16 protein-coding genes are annotated in these 14,784 nt (G+C 65.7%); 8 read left to right on the top strand and 8 right to left on the bottom strand.

What is annotated here, in order from left to right:
• The first annotated feature begins 59 nt into the window (after nt 1-59).
• Both xseA and MNR02_RS16375 read left to right on the top strand, forming a co-directional pair.
• Complete coding sequence (gene xseA / locus MNR02_RS16380; protein WP_241947530.1) at nt 60-1,643, top strand: exodeoxyribonuclease VII large subunit; 1,584 nt, start codon at nt 60-62, stop codon at nt 1,641-1,643.
• 7 nt (nt 1,644-1,650) lie between these two features.
• Nucleotides 1,651-2,241, top strand: a complete 591-nt coding sequence (locus MNR02_RS16375) for an NAD(P)H-dependent oxidoreductase (RefSeq protein ID WP_241947529.1) — start codon at nt 1,651-1,653, stop codon at nt 2,239-2,241.
• Between the two features lie 39 nt (nt 2,242-2,280).
• On the opposite strand, the gene MNR02_RS16370 is transcribed toward MNR02_RS16375, so the two are convergent.
• Both MNR02_RS16370 and ybaK read right to left on the bottom strand, forming a co-directional pair.
• Nucleotides 2,281-3,525, bottom strand: coding sequence for an aminopeptidase (locus MNR02_RS16370; protein WP_241947528.1), 1,245 nt, complete (start codon nt 3,523-3,525; stop codon nt 2,281-2,283).
• Between the two features lie 82 nt (nt 3,526-3,607).
• Nucleotides 3,608-4,081 (bottom strand): Cys-tRNA(Pro) deacylase, encoded by a 474-nt coding sequence (gene ybaK, locus MNR02_RS16365; RefSeq protein WP_241947527.1) that lies wholly within the window; start codon nt 4,079-4,081, stop codon nt 3,608-3,610.
• Between the two features lie 144 nt (nt 4,082-4,225).
• On the opposite strand from ybaK, the gene MNR02_RS16360 reads away from it, so the two are divergent.
• Nucleotides 4,226-4,879: a sulfite oxidase-like oxidoreductase gene (locus MNR02_RS16360; RefSeq protein WP_241599602.1), complete on the top strand. Its 654-nt coding sequence runs from the start codon at nt 4,226-4,228 to the stop codon at nt 4,877-4,879.
• 3 nt (nt 4,880-4,882) lie between these two features.
• On the opposite strand, the gene MNR02_RS16355 is transcribed toward MNR02_RS16360, so the two are convergent.
• From MNR02_RS16355 to MNR02_RS16345, 3 genes are read right to left on the bottom strand one after another with little or no spacing between them, the layout of a single operon-like run.
• Nucleotides 4,883-5,227 (bottom strand): ArsC family reductase, encoded by a 345-nt coding sequence (locus MNR02_RS16355; protein ID WP_241947526.1) that lies wholly within the window; start codon nt 5,225-5,227, stop codon nt 4,883-4,885.
• 46 nt (nt 5,228-5,273) lie between these two features.
• Nucleotides 5,274-5,894, bottom strand: a complete 621-nt coding sequence (locus tag MNR02_RS16350) for a YitT family protein (protein ID WP_241599606.1) — start codon at nt 5,892-5,894, stop codon at nt 5,274-5,276.
• A gap of 7 nt (nt 5,895-5,901) precedes the next feature.
• Nucleotides 5,902-7,071, bottom strand: coding sequence for an amino acid aminotransferase (locus MNR02_RS16345; RefSeq protein WP_241947525.1), 1,170 nt, complete (start codon nt 7,069-7,071; stop codon nt 5,902-5,904).
• 150 nt (nt 7,072-7,221) lie between these two features.
• Between MNR02_RS16345 and MNR02_RS16340 the strand changes: the two genes are divergently transcribed.
• Nucleotides 7,222-7,701, top strand: a complete 480-nt coding sequence (locus tag MNR02_RS16340) for an Lrp/AsnC family transcriptional regulator (RefSeq protein ID WP_241947524.1) — start codon at nt 7,222-7,224, stop codon at nt 7,699-7,701.
• 85 nt (nt 7,702-7,786) lie between these two features.
• Nucleotides 7,787-8,629, top strand: coding sequence for an endonuclease/exonuclease/phosphatase family protein (locus MNR02_RS16335; RefSeq protein WP_370879919.1), 843 nt, complete (start codon nt 7,787-7,789; stop codon nt 8,627-8,629).
• Here MNR02_RS16335 and MNR02_RS16330 read toward each other — a convergent pair.
• On the bottom strand, nt 8,601-10,061 hold the full coding sequence (locus MNR02_RS16330) for a phospholipase D-like domain-containing protein (RefSeq protein ID WP_241947523.1): 1,461 nt from the start codon (nt 10,059-10,061) through the stop codon (nt 8,601-8,603). The genes MNR02_RS16335 and MNR02_RS16330 overlap by 29 nt on opposite strands.
• Nucleotides 10,062-10,174: 113 nt before the next feature.
• On the bottom strand, nt 10,175-11,233 hold the full coding sequence (locus MNR02_RS16325; protein WP_241947522.1) for a succinylglutamate desuccinylase/aspartoacylase family protein: 1,059 nt from the start codon (nt 11,231-11,233) through the stop codon (nt 10,175-10,177).
• Nucleotides 11,234-11,363: 130 nt separating this feature from the next.
• Between MNR02_RS16325 and MNR02_RS16320 the strand changes: the two genes are divergently transcribed.
• From MNR02_RS16320 to MNR02_RS16310, 3 genes are all read left to right on the top strand, one after another.
• Nucleotides 11,364-11,924 (top strand): methylated-DNA--[protein]-cysteine S-methyltransferase, encoded by a 561-nt coding sequence (locus MNR02_RS16320; protein ID WP_241947521.1) that lies wholly within the window; start codon nt 11,364-11,366, stop codon nt 11,922-11,924.
• A 67-nt stretch (nt 11,925-11,991) separates the two neighbouring features.
• Nucleotides 11,992-12,570 carry a TetR/AcrR family transcriptional regulator gene (locus MNR02_RS16315; protein WP_241599618.1) on the top strand — a complete coding sequence of 193 codons (579 nt, stop codon included), beginning with the start codon at nt 11,992-11,994 and terminating at the stop codon, nt 12,568-12,570.
• A gap of 90 nt (nt 12,571-12,660) precedes the next feature.
• Nucleotides 12,661-13,152 (top strand): hypothetical protein, encoded by a 492-nt coding sequence (locus tag MNR02_RS16310; protein WP_241947520.1) that lies wholly within the window; start codon nt 12,661-12,663, stop codon nt 13,150-13,152.
• A 65-nt stretch (nt 13,153-13,217) separates the two neighbouring features.
• On the opposite strand, the gene guaA is transcribed toward MNR02_RS16310, so the two are convergent.
• Complete coding sequence (gene guaA / locus MNR02_RS16305) at nt 13,218-14,780, bottom strand: glutamine-hydrolyzing GMP synthase (protein ID WP_241947519.1); 1,563 nt, start codon at nt 14,778-14,780, stop codon at nt 13,218-13,220.
• Between the last annotated feature and the right edge of the window lie 4 nt (nt 14,781-14,784).

Genomic DNA, 14,784 nt, shown 5'->3' with positions numbered 1-14,784 from the left:
CTGGGGACGCAGCCCGCACCGACCTGTCATCTGCCGGCAAACGCATTAAAGTTGGCGGCATGAGCTTCTTTTCGGAAAATGATTCGCCCAGCAACCTTGCCGAATATTCGGTGTCGGAGCTGTCCGGGTCCATCAAGCGCACGGTCGAGCAGGCCTTCGACCAGGTGCGCGTGCGCGGCGAGATTTCCGGCTATCGCGGCCCGCATTCCTCGGGGCACGCCTATTTCTCGCTGAAGGACGACCGCGCGCGCATCGATGCCGTCATCTGGAAGGGCAGCTTCTCGCGCCTGCGCTTCAAGCCGGAAGAGGGCATGGAGGTGATCGCGACAGGCAAGATCACCACCTTCCCGGGTTCCTCGAAATACCAGATCGTCATCGAGACGCTGGAGCCGGCCGGCGCCGGCGCGCTGATGGCGCTTCTGGAGGAACGCCGCCGCAAGCTGGCGGCCGAAGGCCTGTTCGATGCGGAGCGCAAGAAGCCGCTGCCCTTCCTGCCGAAGGTGATCGGCGTCGTGACCTCGCCGACCGGCGCCGTCATCCGCGATATCCTGCACCGCATCGCAGACCGTTTCCCGGTTCATGTCGTGGTCTGGCCGGTGAAGGTGCAGGGCGAAGGATCGGGTCAGGAGGTGGCCGCCGCCATCGAGGGCTTCAATGCCCTCGTTCCCGGCGGGCCGATTGCGCGGCCCGACGTGCTGATCGTGGCGCGCGGAGGCGGCAGCCTGGAGGACCTGTGGAGCTTCAACGACGAGATCGTCGTCAGGGCCGCGGCAGCCTCGCGTATTCCGCTGATCGCCGCCGTCGGCCACGAGACGGACTGGACGCTGATCGACCATGCCGCCGACCGCCGCGCGCCCACCCCGACCGGGGCGGCGGAAATGGCGGTGCCGGTGAAGGCCGATCTTCAGGCCGAGATCGCTTCCCTTGCCGCGCGGCTCGGCGGCGCGATGGCACGGCAGATGGACAATCGCCGTCAGGGCGTGCGCGCGCTTGCCCGCGCGCTGCCCTCGCTCGACCAGCTTCTGGCCCTGCCGCGCCGCCGCTTCGATGAAGCCGCCGCCGGTCTCGGCCGCGGATTGCACATGAACACCGTCAACAAGCGCCGCAGCTTCGAGCGGGTCTCCGCGCATCTGCGTCCCGACATGCTTCTGACGCGCATCGCCGAGCGCCGCCAGCGCGTCGACGAGCGGCTGCTGCGGGCGGAGCGCGTGATCGAGCGCCGGCTGGACCAGCTTCGCGCGCGGCTTTCGGCTTTCGACGTGTCCCTGCGGGCGACACCCGCCCGCATCAGGACGCAGACCGAGCGCTCGCGCGACAGGCTCAAGGGTCTGGCGCTGCGGGGAGAAAGCGCGCTTGCAGGCGACCTGGCACGTCGCCGCGCGCTCCTGCAGGCTCAGGATCGCGTGCTGCAATCGCTCTCCTACCGCAACGTGCTGAAGCGCGGCTATGCGCTGGTGCGCGACGAGGACGGCGCGCCGGTGAAGGCGGCTGGCGAACTCGGCCCCGGCCGCGCCATCGCCATCGAGTTCGCCGATGGCGTCGTCGATGCCGTCACTGGCTCGGGCGGCGGCGGGGCCGCGAAGAAAAAGGCGCCGAAGGCGGAGGCGGAAAAGCCCGCCACGCGCCAGGGCTCGCTGTTCTGAGGCCGCCATGCGCATCCTGCTCGTGCTCGCCCATCCGCTTTCCGACAGCTTCGCCGCCAGTCTCGCCGAGACGATTGAGCGCCGGCTGACGGAAAACGGCCATACGGTCGACCTGCTGGACCTCTATCGCGAAGGCTTCGATCCACGGCTGACGGAAAGCGAGCGCGCGCGCTATTTCGAGCCGGATTACGACCCCGCCGAGGCCGAACCCTTCGTCGCGCGCCTGAAGCAGGCGGACGGGATTGTGCTGGTTTTTCCGCAATGGTGGTTCAATTTTCCGGCCATCCTGAAGGGCTTTTTCGACCGGGTCTTCGTGCCCGGCGTCGCCTTCGAGAACGATCCCGCCGGCGGGCGCATCCAACCCAGGCTCGGTAATATCCGCCTGTTCTGGGCCTTCACCACGACGGGCTCGCCCTGGTGGGTCGTCAATCTCTACATGGGCAACCCGGTCAGGAAGCTGCTGAAGCGCGGCATCGCCGCTTTCTGCGCCAAAGGCCTCGATTTCCGCATGGTCAATCTCTACGACATGGACCGCGCGGACGAGGGCAAGCGCAGGGCGCATGTCGCGCGCATCGAAAAGCTCGTCAGCCGTATCTGAAGTCCCGGCCGCGCGAACGCGGCCGGAACAAGCTGCCAATCAGGCCCATTCGCCGGCGCGCATGACGGGCGTGCGGCTTCCATCGGCACGAACGCCGTCGATATCGACCTTGTCGGAGCCGATCATCCAGTCGATGTGGATGAGGCTTTCATTGCCGCCCTGCGCCCGGATCTGCTCAGGCGTCAGGCTCGCGCCGTCGAGGAAGCACTTCGAATAGCACTGGCCGAGCGCGATGTGGCAGGAGGCGTTTTCGTCGAACAGCGTGTTGTAGAACAGGATGCCGCTCGCCGAGATCGGCGAGGAATGCGGCACCAGCGCCACTTCGCCGAGCCGGCGCGCGCCCTCGTCGGTATCCAGCACCTTGTTGAGTACCGCCTCGCCCTTCGACGCCTTCGCCTCGACGATGCGGCCGCCCTCGAAGCGCACTTGGATATCGTCGATCAGCGTGCCCTGGTGGGACAGCGGCTTGGTGGAAGAGACATGACCTTCGACGCGCAGCGCATGCGGCGTGGTGAAGACCTCCTCGGTCGGAATGTTCGGATTGCAGGTGATGCCGTTCTTGGCCGTGGAGGCGCCGCCGTGCCATTCGTGACCGTCGGCCAGCCCGACCGTCAGGTCGGTGCCCGGGCCGGTGAAGTGGAGGGTGGAGAAGCGCTCGCCGTTCAGCCAGGCGGAACGCTTGGCGAGGTTGGCATTGTGCGTGGCCCAGGCCGCGACCGGATCGGCCACATCGACGCGTGAGGCGGCGAAGATGGCGTTGGCGAGCTTTTCGACCGCCACGTCTTCAGGGTCGTTTGGGAAGACCTGCTTGGCCCAGGACGGGTTGGGATAGGAGACGATGTTCCAGTTGATGTCGAAATTGGCGATCTTTTCCAGCGCCGGCTTGTAGGCCATGGAGTTCGCCTTGTTGGCGCGCGCGACCTTGGAAGGGTCCTCGTTGGCCAGCAGCATCGGGTTGTCGCCGGCAATGGCGAGGCGCGCCGCGCCGTTGGCATAGGCCTTGGCCATGCCCTCGTAGAGCCAGTCCGAGGCGCGATCGAAGCTTTCGTCCGGCGCGTGGCGGTAGCGGGCGAGCGTCGCCTCCTCGTCGGCATAGAAGGTGCTGACGAGCCCGGCGCCGGCCATATAGGCGTGCTTGGTGATGAGCCGCACCAACGGCAGGGCGGCAATCGGCGCCGTCATCACGAGGTCCTGCCCCTTCTGGAGCTGGAGGCCGACGCGCACGGCGACTTCGGCGAGCTTGTCGAGTTTGAGGGGATCGACGGGGGAGGCGGGATGGGTCATGGCATGCCTGTCTGTTGCGAGGGATAGGGCAAACTTAGTGTGCCGGAGGGATGATGAGAAGAAGGGGCGATGAGAAGATGCGTCAGGCGATGACCGGCGCGGCGATGGCTTTCAGCGCCGCCACCACGTCGCGCGGTGCAAGCCGTACCTGAAGGCCGCGCTGGCCGCCGTTGATATAGACGGCCTCATGCGCCAGCGCCTCTTCCTCGATGGCCGTCGGCACCTGTTTCTTCTGGCCGAAGGGACTGATGCCGCCCACCACGAAGCCGGTCAGCCGCTCCGCGTCCGCCGGCTTCATCATCGCGGCCGACTTGCCCTTGAAGGCGCTGGCGAGCTTCTTCATGCTGACTTCGCGGTCGGAGGGCACGATCACGCAGACCGGCTTGCCGTCGACCTCGGCCATCAGCGTCTTCAACACGATCGACGGGTGCTCGCCGATCGCTTCCGCCGCCTGGAGGCCGACGCGGTCGGCGGTGGGGTCGTAGTCGTAGGTGTGGAGGGTGAAGGAAACGCCGGCCTTGGCGAGGGCCTGGGTGGCGCGCGTGGTCTTGGACATGGGGCTGCCGTCATCGAAGCGAAAAGAATGTTTCCATGGGTGGCAGGTGGCGGGCCTGCCTGTCAATGCGCGGGCCGTCGCACCGCGTCATCTTGACAGTGTGCTGCGCATTCCCAACTTTCGGACGGACAACAGGAGAGCGCCATGAGCGACGACGACGAGAGCAAGCTCACCCGCACCAAACGCCAATGGGCGGACGAGGGCCGGTTCCTCACCGGGCGCATCACGCGGCCCGAAACCGACCGCCTGCCGCCCGGCCAGCATCTCGTGAAGAACTGGCCGGTGCTCGATCTCGGCCAGCAGCCGGTGATCCGGCCTGAAAGCTGGCGGCTGGACGTGAAGGGCGGGGCGGAAAACCCGATGTCCTTCGACTGGGCGGCCTTCCTCGCCCTGCCGCAGAGCGACCGGCTCACCGACATCCATTGCGTGACCACCTGGTCGCGATACGACAACCGCTGGCAGGGTGTCGCCACGCGCGATCTGCTGGCGCTCGTCATGCCGCGGCCGGAGGCGCATTTCGTGATGCTGACGAGCTATGACGGCTACACGACCAACCTGCCGCTTGCCGATTTCGCCGCCGAGGATGCCATCCTCGCCACCCATTGGGAGGGCCAGCCGCTCACCGTCGAGCATGGCGGTCCGATGCGGCTCGTCGTGCCGCATCTCTATTTCTGGAAAAGTGCCAAGTGGCTGACGCGCATCGACTTCCTGCCCGGCGACCAGGCGGGCTTCTGGGAGCGCAACGGCTATCACATGCGCGGCGATCCCTGGGCCGAGGAGCGCTACTCCGACGACTGACGTTTAGAACAGGGTGTCGTAGATCTCCGGCTTGAAGCCGGCGGTCAGCGCGCCGTCGCGATCGAGGATCGGGCGCTTGATCATCGAGGGCTGGGCGAGCATCAGGGCAATGGCCTTGCCGGCATCGAGGTCCTGCTTGTCGGCATCCGGCAGGGCGCGGAAGGTGGTGCCGGAGCGGTTGAGCACAGTTTCCCAGCCGAGCGTTTCCACCCAGCGCTTCAGGCTCTCAGCGTCGATGCCCTCGGCCTTGTAGTCGTGGAACCGGTAGGCGATGCCCTTGGCGTCCAGCCAGGTGCGGGCCTTCTTCATCGTGTCGCAGTTCTTGATGCCGTAGATGGTGACGGTCACGCATGCCTCCTTCTGTCGTTTTCGCCTTCTTAAGGTGCGAACGCGATCACGTCACGCCCAGATAGCGGCCGGGACGATGGTTGATGGCAAGCGTCATGTTGACGATGACGGCGCCGATCAGCGACAGCGCAAGCCGGTCGGCCGGGATGACGAACCAGGCGGCGGCGAGGATCGCGAGGTCGACGGCAAGCTGGAAATAGCCGGCGCGCAGGCCGAAACGGTCCTGTAGGTAGATGGCGAGAACATTGATGCCGCCGAGCCCCGTGCGGTGCCGGAACAGGATGAGCAGGCCTGTGCCGGCCAGCGCCCCGCCCATGACGGCCGCATAGAGCGGATCGAGATGGGAGAAGCCGACGAGTTCGGAGGTCAGCCGGCTGAGGATCGAGACGAGCGTGACGGCCGCGAAGGTGCGCAGCGTGAAGGCCCAGCCGAGCTTCTTCACCGCCAGCACGTAGAACGGCAGGTTGATGAGGAAGAACAGCCACCAGAAACCGATGCCCGTCGCATATTGCAGCAGAAGCGCCAGACCCGACGTGCTGCCGGTGAGCAAAACGGCCTTGGTGTAGATCACCACGCCGAGCGCCACGAACATCGTGCCGATGAGGATGGCGATCACATCCTCATAGACGGAGTGCCGTTCCGGCGAGGTCATGGTCTCGGTCGTCATGGGACCCTCAGAGGCTCAGGAATTTTTCGATGACGGTATCGACTTCGGCCGACTTGAGGCCGGCAATGTTGATGCGGCCGGAGGCGGGCATGTAGATGGCGTGTTCGGCGCGCAACTTCATGACATCGGCTTCCTCGAGCGGCAGCAGCGAGAACATGCCTTCCTGGGCGCGGATCGCCGTCAGCACCTGCCATCGGGCGGAAAGGCCGGCGGCGAGGCGTTCGCGGATCGATGTGATGCGCTGACGCATGGTTTCCAGTTCCGCCATCCAGTCGGCCTTGAGTGCCGCATCGCCAAGAATGGTGGCGACCACGGCCGCGCCGTGGTCCGGCGGCATGGAATAGCTGGTGCGGGCAAGCGAGGCGAGGTTGCTGCGCACGGAGAGCGCCGTTTCGGCATTGCCGCAGGCCGCGTAGATCGCGCCGGTGCGCTCGCGGTAAAGGCCGAAGGACTTCGAGCAGGAGACGGCGACCAGCGCCTCGGGAACGGCCGAAAGCAGCGTGCGCAGGCCCGCGGCATCCTCGTCCAGCCCGCGGCCGTAACCCTGATAGGCGATATCGACGAGCGGCAGCAGGCCGCGCGCGGCGATGAGATCGGAGACGGCGCGCCACTGGTCGTCGGTGAGATTGGCCCCGGTCGGGTTGTGGCAGCTGGCATGCAGAAGCACCGCATCTCCGGCAGACGCGCCCGAAAGCGCCTCCATCATGCGATCGAACAGCACGGTCTGCGAAGGGATATCGAAGAAGGGATAGCCGACGACTTCGAGCCCGGCGACCTTGAAGATCGCGGCATGGTTCGGCCAGCTCGGCAGGCCGAGCCAGACGCGCTTCGTGCCCATATGCGCCATGAGATCTGCGGCGAGACGCAGCGCACCGGAACCGCCGGGCGTCTGGAGGCCGGCGGTCGCCCGGCCCTTGCCGGCCTCGCGCGTCGTCAGCGCCCAGAGATGATCGAGAAAGACGGGATCGCCTTCGGGGCCGACATAGGCCTTGCTCGATTGCGTCTCGACGAGGCGGCGTTCTGCGGCTTTAACGGCGCGAAAGATCGGGGTTGCGCCCGTCTCGTCGCGATAGACGCCGACGCCCAGATCCACCTTGCCGGCGCGTGCATCCGCGCGGAAAAGGCCGATCAGCGCAAGCAGCGGATCATCGGGCTGGCGGGCGAGGGCGTCGAACATATCAAGAGATCCTGTCTGGATGGGAATATCGGTGGTGTAGGGGAAACCTCCCGCAAAATCGACCATGATTTTGCGGAGATTGCGCAACAGGCTTTTGTCTTCTTGCGCAAATCCGCTAGATTGATGCGAGTTTTTGCTGGTGGGACTGACATGGACAGGAAAATTGCCGATGAGGTCGTGCTGGACCAGACGGATCGGCGCATCATCCGCCTGCTCGTGGAGGACGCGGGTCTCTCCAACAACCAGCTCGCCGAAAAGGTCGGCCTGTCGCCTGCACCCCTGTCACGCCGGCTTGCGCGGCTGGAGGCGAGCGGGGTCATCCGCCACACGGTGATTGTCGATCCGCGTGCCGCCGGCATCGGCTTCCAGGCCTTCCTGGAAGTGTCGCTCGAGCGCACCGGCCCGCGTGTCGGCGAACGGTTCATCGATCTCGTGCGGCGCATGCCCGAGGTCGTGGAGTGCCATACGGTCGCCGGAAGCTTCGATTTCCTGCTGAAAATCGCGGTGAAGGACGCCGGGGATTACCGCCGGCTGCTGTGGAGCGAATTCGAGCGCATGGGTGAGATCAAGACGCTGCGCTCGACCATCCTGCTCGACAGCCCGAAGATGCAGGTGAGCCCGCTGCCGTGATTTTTCCGGAACCTTCCAGCGGCCGGGTGGTTGCCGGAAAGGCGCGCGCGCCCATATGATGCATGGGTGCCACGAGGAAGGTGCATTGGATAGAAACAGCAGGACGACATCCGCCACATTGCTGACGGCCATCCGCAATCGCCGCGGTTATCGACCGCCGGAAAGCAATCGCCCGGGTGACACGGTGATCGCCTCCTACAATGTGCACAAATGCGTCGGCGTCGACCGGCGCTTCGATCCCGAACGCACGGCGAGCGTGATTGCCGAGATCGACGCGGACGTGATTGCTGTGCAGGAAGCCGACAAGCGCTTTGGTGAGCGCTCGGGCCTGCTGAACCTCGAGGCGCTGGAGCGCGACTGCGGGCTGGTTCCGGTGCCGATCACCGCGCTCTCGTCGTCCGGCCATGGCTGGCACGGCAACATGATCATGATCCGCAAGGGTGCGGTCGGTGCCGTCCGGCAACTGAAGCTGCCGGGCGTGGAACCGCGCGGCGCGCTCGTCGTGACGCTCGACCTGCCGCGCGGAAAACTCCGGCTCGTCGCCGCGCATTTCGGCCTGCTCAAGCGCTCGCGCGAGCAGCAGGCCATGGCGATCCTCGCCTCGGTGGCCGAGGAAGAGGTCATGCCGACGCTGCTTGTTGGCGATCTCAACGAATGGCGCGTGGGCCGGCGTTCCTCGCTCGCCCGCCTCCAGCCGACCTTCGACCCGGCTTCGGGTGCGGTGCCGAGCTTTCCCTCGCGTTTTCCGGTGCTGGCGCTCGACCGTGCGCTTGGCCATCCGCACGATCTCGTGACCTCCGTCGAGGTGCACGACACGCCGCTGGCGCGGATCGCCTCCGATCACCTGCCGATCAAGGCGCATATCGATCTGGAAGCGGTGTCGAGCCGGGCTGTGGACCTCACAGATACGGCGAGCCAAGCCAGGTAATGTGTTCGACGAGGCGCTGGACGAAGGGCCGCGACCTGAGTTCCTCCAGGGTCACCTCGTGGGCACCGGCAAGGGCGGTGTCGATGCGCTCGCCGATAAGGCCGGCGAAGCCGGCATCCACCACCTCGATATCCACCTCGAAATTCAGCCGGAGCGAGCGCGGGTCGATGTTAGACGAGCCGATATAGGTCCAGGCGTCATCGACGACCGTGAGCTTGGAATGGTTGAACACGCCGGCAGCGCGCCAGATGCGGCAGCCGTGCTTGAGCATCTGGTCGAACTGGGCGCTCATCGCGAGATCGACCAGTTTCAGGTTGTTGGAATAGGGCACGACGATATCGATCCTGACTCCGCGCCGCGCGGCCGTGAGAATGGCGCTGATGAGTTCGCGGTCGGGCAGGAAGTAAGGCGACATGATGCGGATGTGCTTCTTGGCGACGGAGACCGCACCCATCAGAACGCGATGGTTGGTTTCGAGGCTCTTGTCCGGCCCTGACGGCACGACGCGGGCCAGCATGCCGCTGCCCGGCGCATCCGGCGGCGGGGCGATATGCCAGGCCTCGCCGGAAAGCTCGTCGCCGCCGGAAAAGCGCCAGTCCTCGTAGGCAAGGCGGAAGAGATCGCCCACCACGGGGCCGGTGACCCGGAAATGCGTATCGAGCGCCGCCGCGGCGCCGGCGAATTCCGTGCAGAAGCCGGCGCGGATGTTGAGCCCGCCGGTAAAGGCGACGCTGCCATCGACGATGAGGATCTTGCGGTGGGTGCGCAGGTTCGCATAGGGCAGCCGGAGACCCATGACGATATTGCCGTTGAACACGTCGACCGGCACGTTCGCCCGCTTCAGTTCCGACACGACGGAGGGAATGGAATAGCGCGCGCCGACGGCATCGATCAGCACTCGCACCTCAACACCGCGCTCCACCGCATCGGCCAGCGCCGCCACGAAACGCCCGCCGGCATCGTCCCGGTCGAAAATGTAGGTTTCGAGCAAAATGGAGCGTTCGGCGGCGTCGATGGCGGCCAGCATGGCGGCATAGGCCTCGTCGCCGCTCGACAGGAGGCCAATGCGGTTGCCCGAGGTCAGCCGGAAGCGGCCGACCGTATCGCCCAGCCGCTGCATGGCGGCGAGCGCTCCGCCGAAGGCAACCTGCACATGCTCGTTGGACACGTCATATTCGGCGCGGTGTTCCCAGCCGGAGGCAAGCAAACCCTCCCGGCTGAGACTGAGCGTCTTGCGGCGGATGCGGTTCACCCCGACGACGTAGTAGATGACAGCTCCGACGACGGGCGAAAGCACGATGACGCCGACCCAGCCGATGGCGGCGCGCACCTCCTCCTTCGTCATGGTCGCGTGGATCGCGGCCGGAACGCCCAGCGCGATGGACAGTGCGACGAGGATATGCGGCCAGTAGACGGCGAGGGTGTCAAACATGATGCATTCGGCTCATCCCGCGGGCGGCAAGCCCGCCCCCGTTATATATTGCCCCTGACAATGCGAATGCGAGAGGAGATTATGCCGCCCGCCGGAAGATTTTTGTCCCGGCGTCAATCCTCCAGCGTGCCGGGCTTGCGGTCGCGCCCTGTCGGCTCGTGGCCGGCGATCTTCATGAGGTCGTCGCCGCGCCGCGCATAACGCGCGGAGCTGCGGGTGGCGATCAGGCCGTTATGGCGCGCGGCCACGTCGACCGTGCCATCGGGGTCGCCCGGGCGGGTGATCAGGGTCGCGAGGATGTCGCCCGCCTTGACCGTCTCGCCGATATCGCGGTGGAAGAGGATGGTGCCCGGCTCGGGCGCCTTCACCATCTCGATATTGTCGAGCGGCACGGCCGGGCCGGTATAGGGGCGCACGGTCAGTGCGGGATCGGCGACCACGCCGCGGCCTGCAAGGAAGGCCCACAGGCCCTCGGCATCGCGCTGGGTTATATCGGCATAGACGTCGCGGCGGCCGCGCAGCTCCAACGTCACGGCGAGGCGCCCGGGCACGGACTTCAGCTTGTCGCCGCCCTGGCGCTTGAAGGCGTGGCCGACGGCTTCCTCGAAGGCGGTGCTTTCGCCGTCGGAGAGGAAGATCGCCTGCATGTCGAGTGCTGATGCGAGATCGGCCGCCTCCGGCCAGAAGGCATCGTCGATATAGGCATATTGCAGGGATTCGTCGTCGCAATGCAGGTCGAGCACGAGGTCGTGACCGAGTGCGGTGTGGAGCAGCGTGCGCTTCAGCCGGTCGACGGCGCTGCGGCGGTCCATGCCGTCGATCAGCGTGTCGCGCTCGGCGAGCGCCACGAGCGGAAAATCCCGGTTGAAGTTGGTGCGCGAGCCCAGGTCGAACCGGCCTTCCATCTCGCCGAAATGGGACTGGGCAAGCCCGATCGGGTTGGCCTGCGGGATGACGGTGATGTCGCCGCGTATGGCGCCCTCGGTATCCGCCTTGCGTAATCTTTCGAGGAGGAAATGCGAAAGCGCCACGCCGGGCAGTTCGTTGGCGTGGAGAGCGGCCTGGATATAGACCGACGGCGCCGTGGCATCGCTGCCCTTGAAGCGGAACACCGGCAAGCGCCATTCGATGCCGGCCGTATCGCCGCCGATGATGATCTCTGTCCGTTCCACGTCATGCCCTCGCTGCTTCGTTTCGCCCGGTTATGCGAAGGGACGGCGCATCGCGCAAGCCCCGGCAAGAATCGGGTTGAAAGCGGCGGGCCAAAGCCCGATCTTGGGCGAAACGGGAAAGGAGCCGATCATGCCCGGCGATATCCGATACCTGATCTTCGAAACGCAGGGCGGCCCCTGCGGCATCGCCTGGACCGCGGCCGGCATCGTGCGCTTCCAGCTGCCCGGCGAGGACGCGGAAACGACACGCCGCCTGCTGACGCGCCGCTTGCCCGAGGCGCAGGCCGGGCCGCCGCCGCCGGATGTCGCCCGCGCTGTAGATGCGGTGAAACGCTATTTCGCGGGCGAGGCGGTCGATTTCAGCGGTGTCGCGCTCGACCTCTCGGACCAGAGTGATTTCTTCCTCACGGTGTACGATGCCGCGCGCCGGGTGCCGTGGGGCGCAACGACGACATATGGCACGATAGCCCGCGATATCGGCGCAGGCCCGGAAATGGCGCGCGAGGTCGGCCAGGCGATGGCCAAGAACCCTGTCGCGCTCATCATTCCCTGCCATCGGGTGCTTGCCGCAGGCGGTAAGGTCGGCGGCTTTTCCGCGCCGGGCGGCTCGTCCTCCAAGCTGAAGATGCTGGCGCTGGAGGGCATTTCCTTCGCGCCGCCCGCGCCGGCGCAGCAGTCCTTCGGCTTTTAACGACGGCCTGATCGTACTGAAAAGGAATTGGCTTGCTTTTCGACCTACTAGTTGGTAGGTAAACGGCATGAGCAATCTTCCTTCTACCGCCAACGATATTCTTCGCTGCGCTCGCACACTCCTTGTGCGAGGAGGCTACAACGGTTTCAGTTACGCCGATATCGCTGCGGTGGTCGGCATCCGCAAGGCCAGCATCCACCATCACTTTCCGGCAAAGGCCGATCTCGTGCGGGCGGTCGTCGCGCAATATCGCGAGGAGGCGCGGCAGGGCATGGCGGACCTGGAACAGGCCGTCGCCGATCCGCGTGCGCAGATCGAGGCCTATCTCGGCTATTGGGAGACCTGTATCGCCGACGCGTCCCATCCCTTCTGCGTCTGTGCGCTGCTCGCCACGGAAATGCAGGTGCTACCGGAGGAAGTGGCGCTGGAAGTGCGCGGTCATTTCCGGCATCTTTCCGGCTGGCTCGCCTGCGTGCTGGAGCGCGGCGCCGCGCAAGGCCGCTTTACACTGAGCGGAACGCCTGACGATAATGCGGAGCTGTTCATGGCGGCCGTGCATGGTGCGATGCTTTCGGCGCGTGCCTATGGCGAGCCTGCTGCATTCGGCATAGTGGCGCGCTCCCTCCTGGAGCGCATCGCCGCCTAGACCTGCAAATTTCAACGACACAGCGCTTACGCCGATCACCTACCAACTAGTAGATAGCTAACCTTTCATCCTCAAGTAAAGGACAGTTTGATGTTCGGAATTTCACCTCTCGGCTGGGTCCACACACTCGGCAGCCTGCCGGCTATTCCCGTGGCGGTCTATATGTTCGCCCGGCACGGCCGCATCGTTCCGCGCTCGGGCGCGGGCATGATCTATCTCGTGTCCATGCTGATCGGTGCGACGACGGCGTTCCTCGTTGCGCGCCAGCCCGTGAGCTACGGCATTGCAGGGGCGACGATCCTGTTTCTGGCCGCAGGTTACTGTGCAGAGTGCCTGTTCGGCCGCACGCGTCTTGAACGATATGTCGAGACCATCTGTCTCACCTTAAGCGCATTTCTTCTGATGCTGCCGACGATCACCGAGATCCTGCGCCGGGTTCCGGATGGACATCCGCTGGCGCCCGATCTGGATTCGCCGCTGCTGCTCGGCGCGCAGGCGACGCTGCTGGCCGTCCTGATCATCGGCCTGGCGGCACAGATCATTTTCCTGAGGCGGCAGAACAGGGCTGTCGTGGGCGCATGAGCTGCCAAGCCATGGCCCGATAAAGTTTGTCCCGGCGATGGGAGACTATCGCCGGGACAAAACCATCATTCCCACTCGATCGTGCCCGGCGGCTTCGACGTGACGTCGTAGACGACGCGGTTGATGCCGCGGACTTCGTTGATGATGCGGGTTGCCGCACGGCCGAGGAAGTTCATGTCGTAGTGGTAGAAGTCGGCGGTCATGCCGTCGACGGAGGTGACGGCGCGCAGTGCGCAGACGAATTCGTAGGTGCGACCGTCGCCCATGACGCCGACGGTCTGGACCGGCAGCAGCACGGCGAAGGCCTGCCAGATCTTGTCGTAGAGGCCGGCCTTGCGGATTTCGTCGAGATAGATCGCATCGGCTTCGCGGAGAATCTCCAGCTTGTCGCGGGTGATGCCGCCCGGGCAGCGGATGGCAAGGCCCGGACCCGGGAACGGGTGGCGGCCGATGAAGCTCTCGGGCAGGCCGAGCTCGCGGCCGAGCACGCGCACCTCGTCCTTGAAGAGCTCGCGCAGCGGCTCCACGAGCTTCATGTTCATGCGCTCGGGCAGGCCACCGACATTGTGGTGCGACTTGATCGTGACCGAGGGGCCGCCGGTAAACGAGACGCTTTCGATGACGTCGGGATAGAGCGTGCCCTGCGCGAGGAACTCCGCGCCGCCGAGCTTGCCGGCTTCTTCCTCGAAGACCTCGATGAACAGGCGGCCGATGATCTTGCGCTTGGTCTCGGGATCCGAAACGCCTTCCAGCTCGCCGACGAAGCGGTCGACGGCGTCCACGTGGATGAGGTGCAGGTTGTAGTGTTCGCGGAACATGGCGACGACGTCGGCCGCCTCGTTCTTGCGCATCAGGCCGTGGTCGACGAGGATGCAGGTGAGTTGTGCGCCGACGGCCTCATGGATGAGCAGCGCCGCAACGGAACTGTCGACGCCGCCCGACAGCGCGCAGATGACGCGCTTGTCGCCGACCTGCTCGCGGATCGCTTCCACGGCGCGGGCGCGATAGGCCGACATCGACCAGTCGCCCTTGATGCCGGCGATTTTGTGCACGAAGTTCGACAGCAGCTTGGCGCCGTCGGGCGTGTGCACCACTTCCGGGTGGAACATCGTCGTGTAGTAGCGCTTCGCCTCGTTGACGCAGATGGCGAAGGGCGCGTTTTCCGAGGTGCCGATGACCTCGAAGCCTTCAGGCGCCTCGGTGACGCGGTCGCCGTGGCTCATCCAGACCGGATATTTCTTGCCGACGTCCCAGAAGCCTTCGAAAAGCGGGCTGGGCTTGAGGATCTCCACATCGGCGCGGCCGAACTCGCGGGCATGGCCGCCTTCGACGGTGCCGCCGAGCTGCAGGCTCAGCGTCTGCTGGCCGTAGCAGATGCCGAGGATCGGCAGACCGGAATCGAAAACCACCTGCGGCGCGCGCGGGCTGCCCTGATCGAGAACAGAGGCGGGGCCGCCGGAAAAGATGATCGCCTTCGGCTTCATGCGGTGGAAGGCTTCTTCCGCCGACTGGAAGGGGATGATCTCGCAATAGACGCCTGCTTCGCGCACGCGCCGCCCGATGAGCTGGGTCACCTGGCTGCCGAAATCGATGATGAGAACGCTGTCGGGATGGGCTGTCTGGGTCATGGCG

The organism is Shinella sp. H4-D48, assembly GCF_022637395.1.
GTDB lineage: Bacteria > Pseudomonadota > Alphaproteobacteria > Rhizobiales > Rhizobiaceae > Shinella > Shinella sedimenti.
The sequence above is the reverse complement of the archived record's forward strand: the minus strand, read 5'-3'. Positions and strand labels throughout refer to the sequence as shown.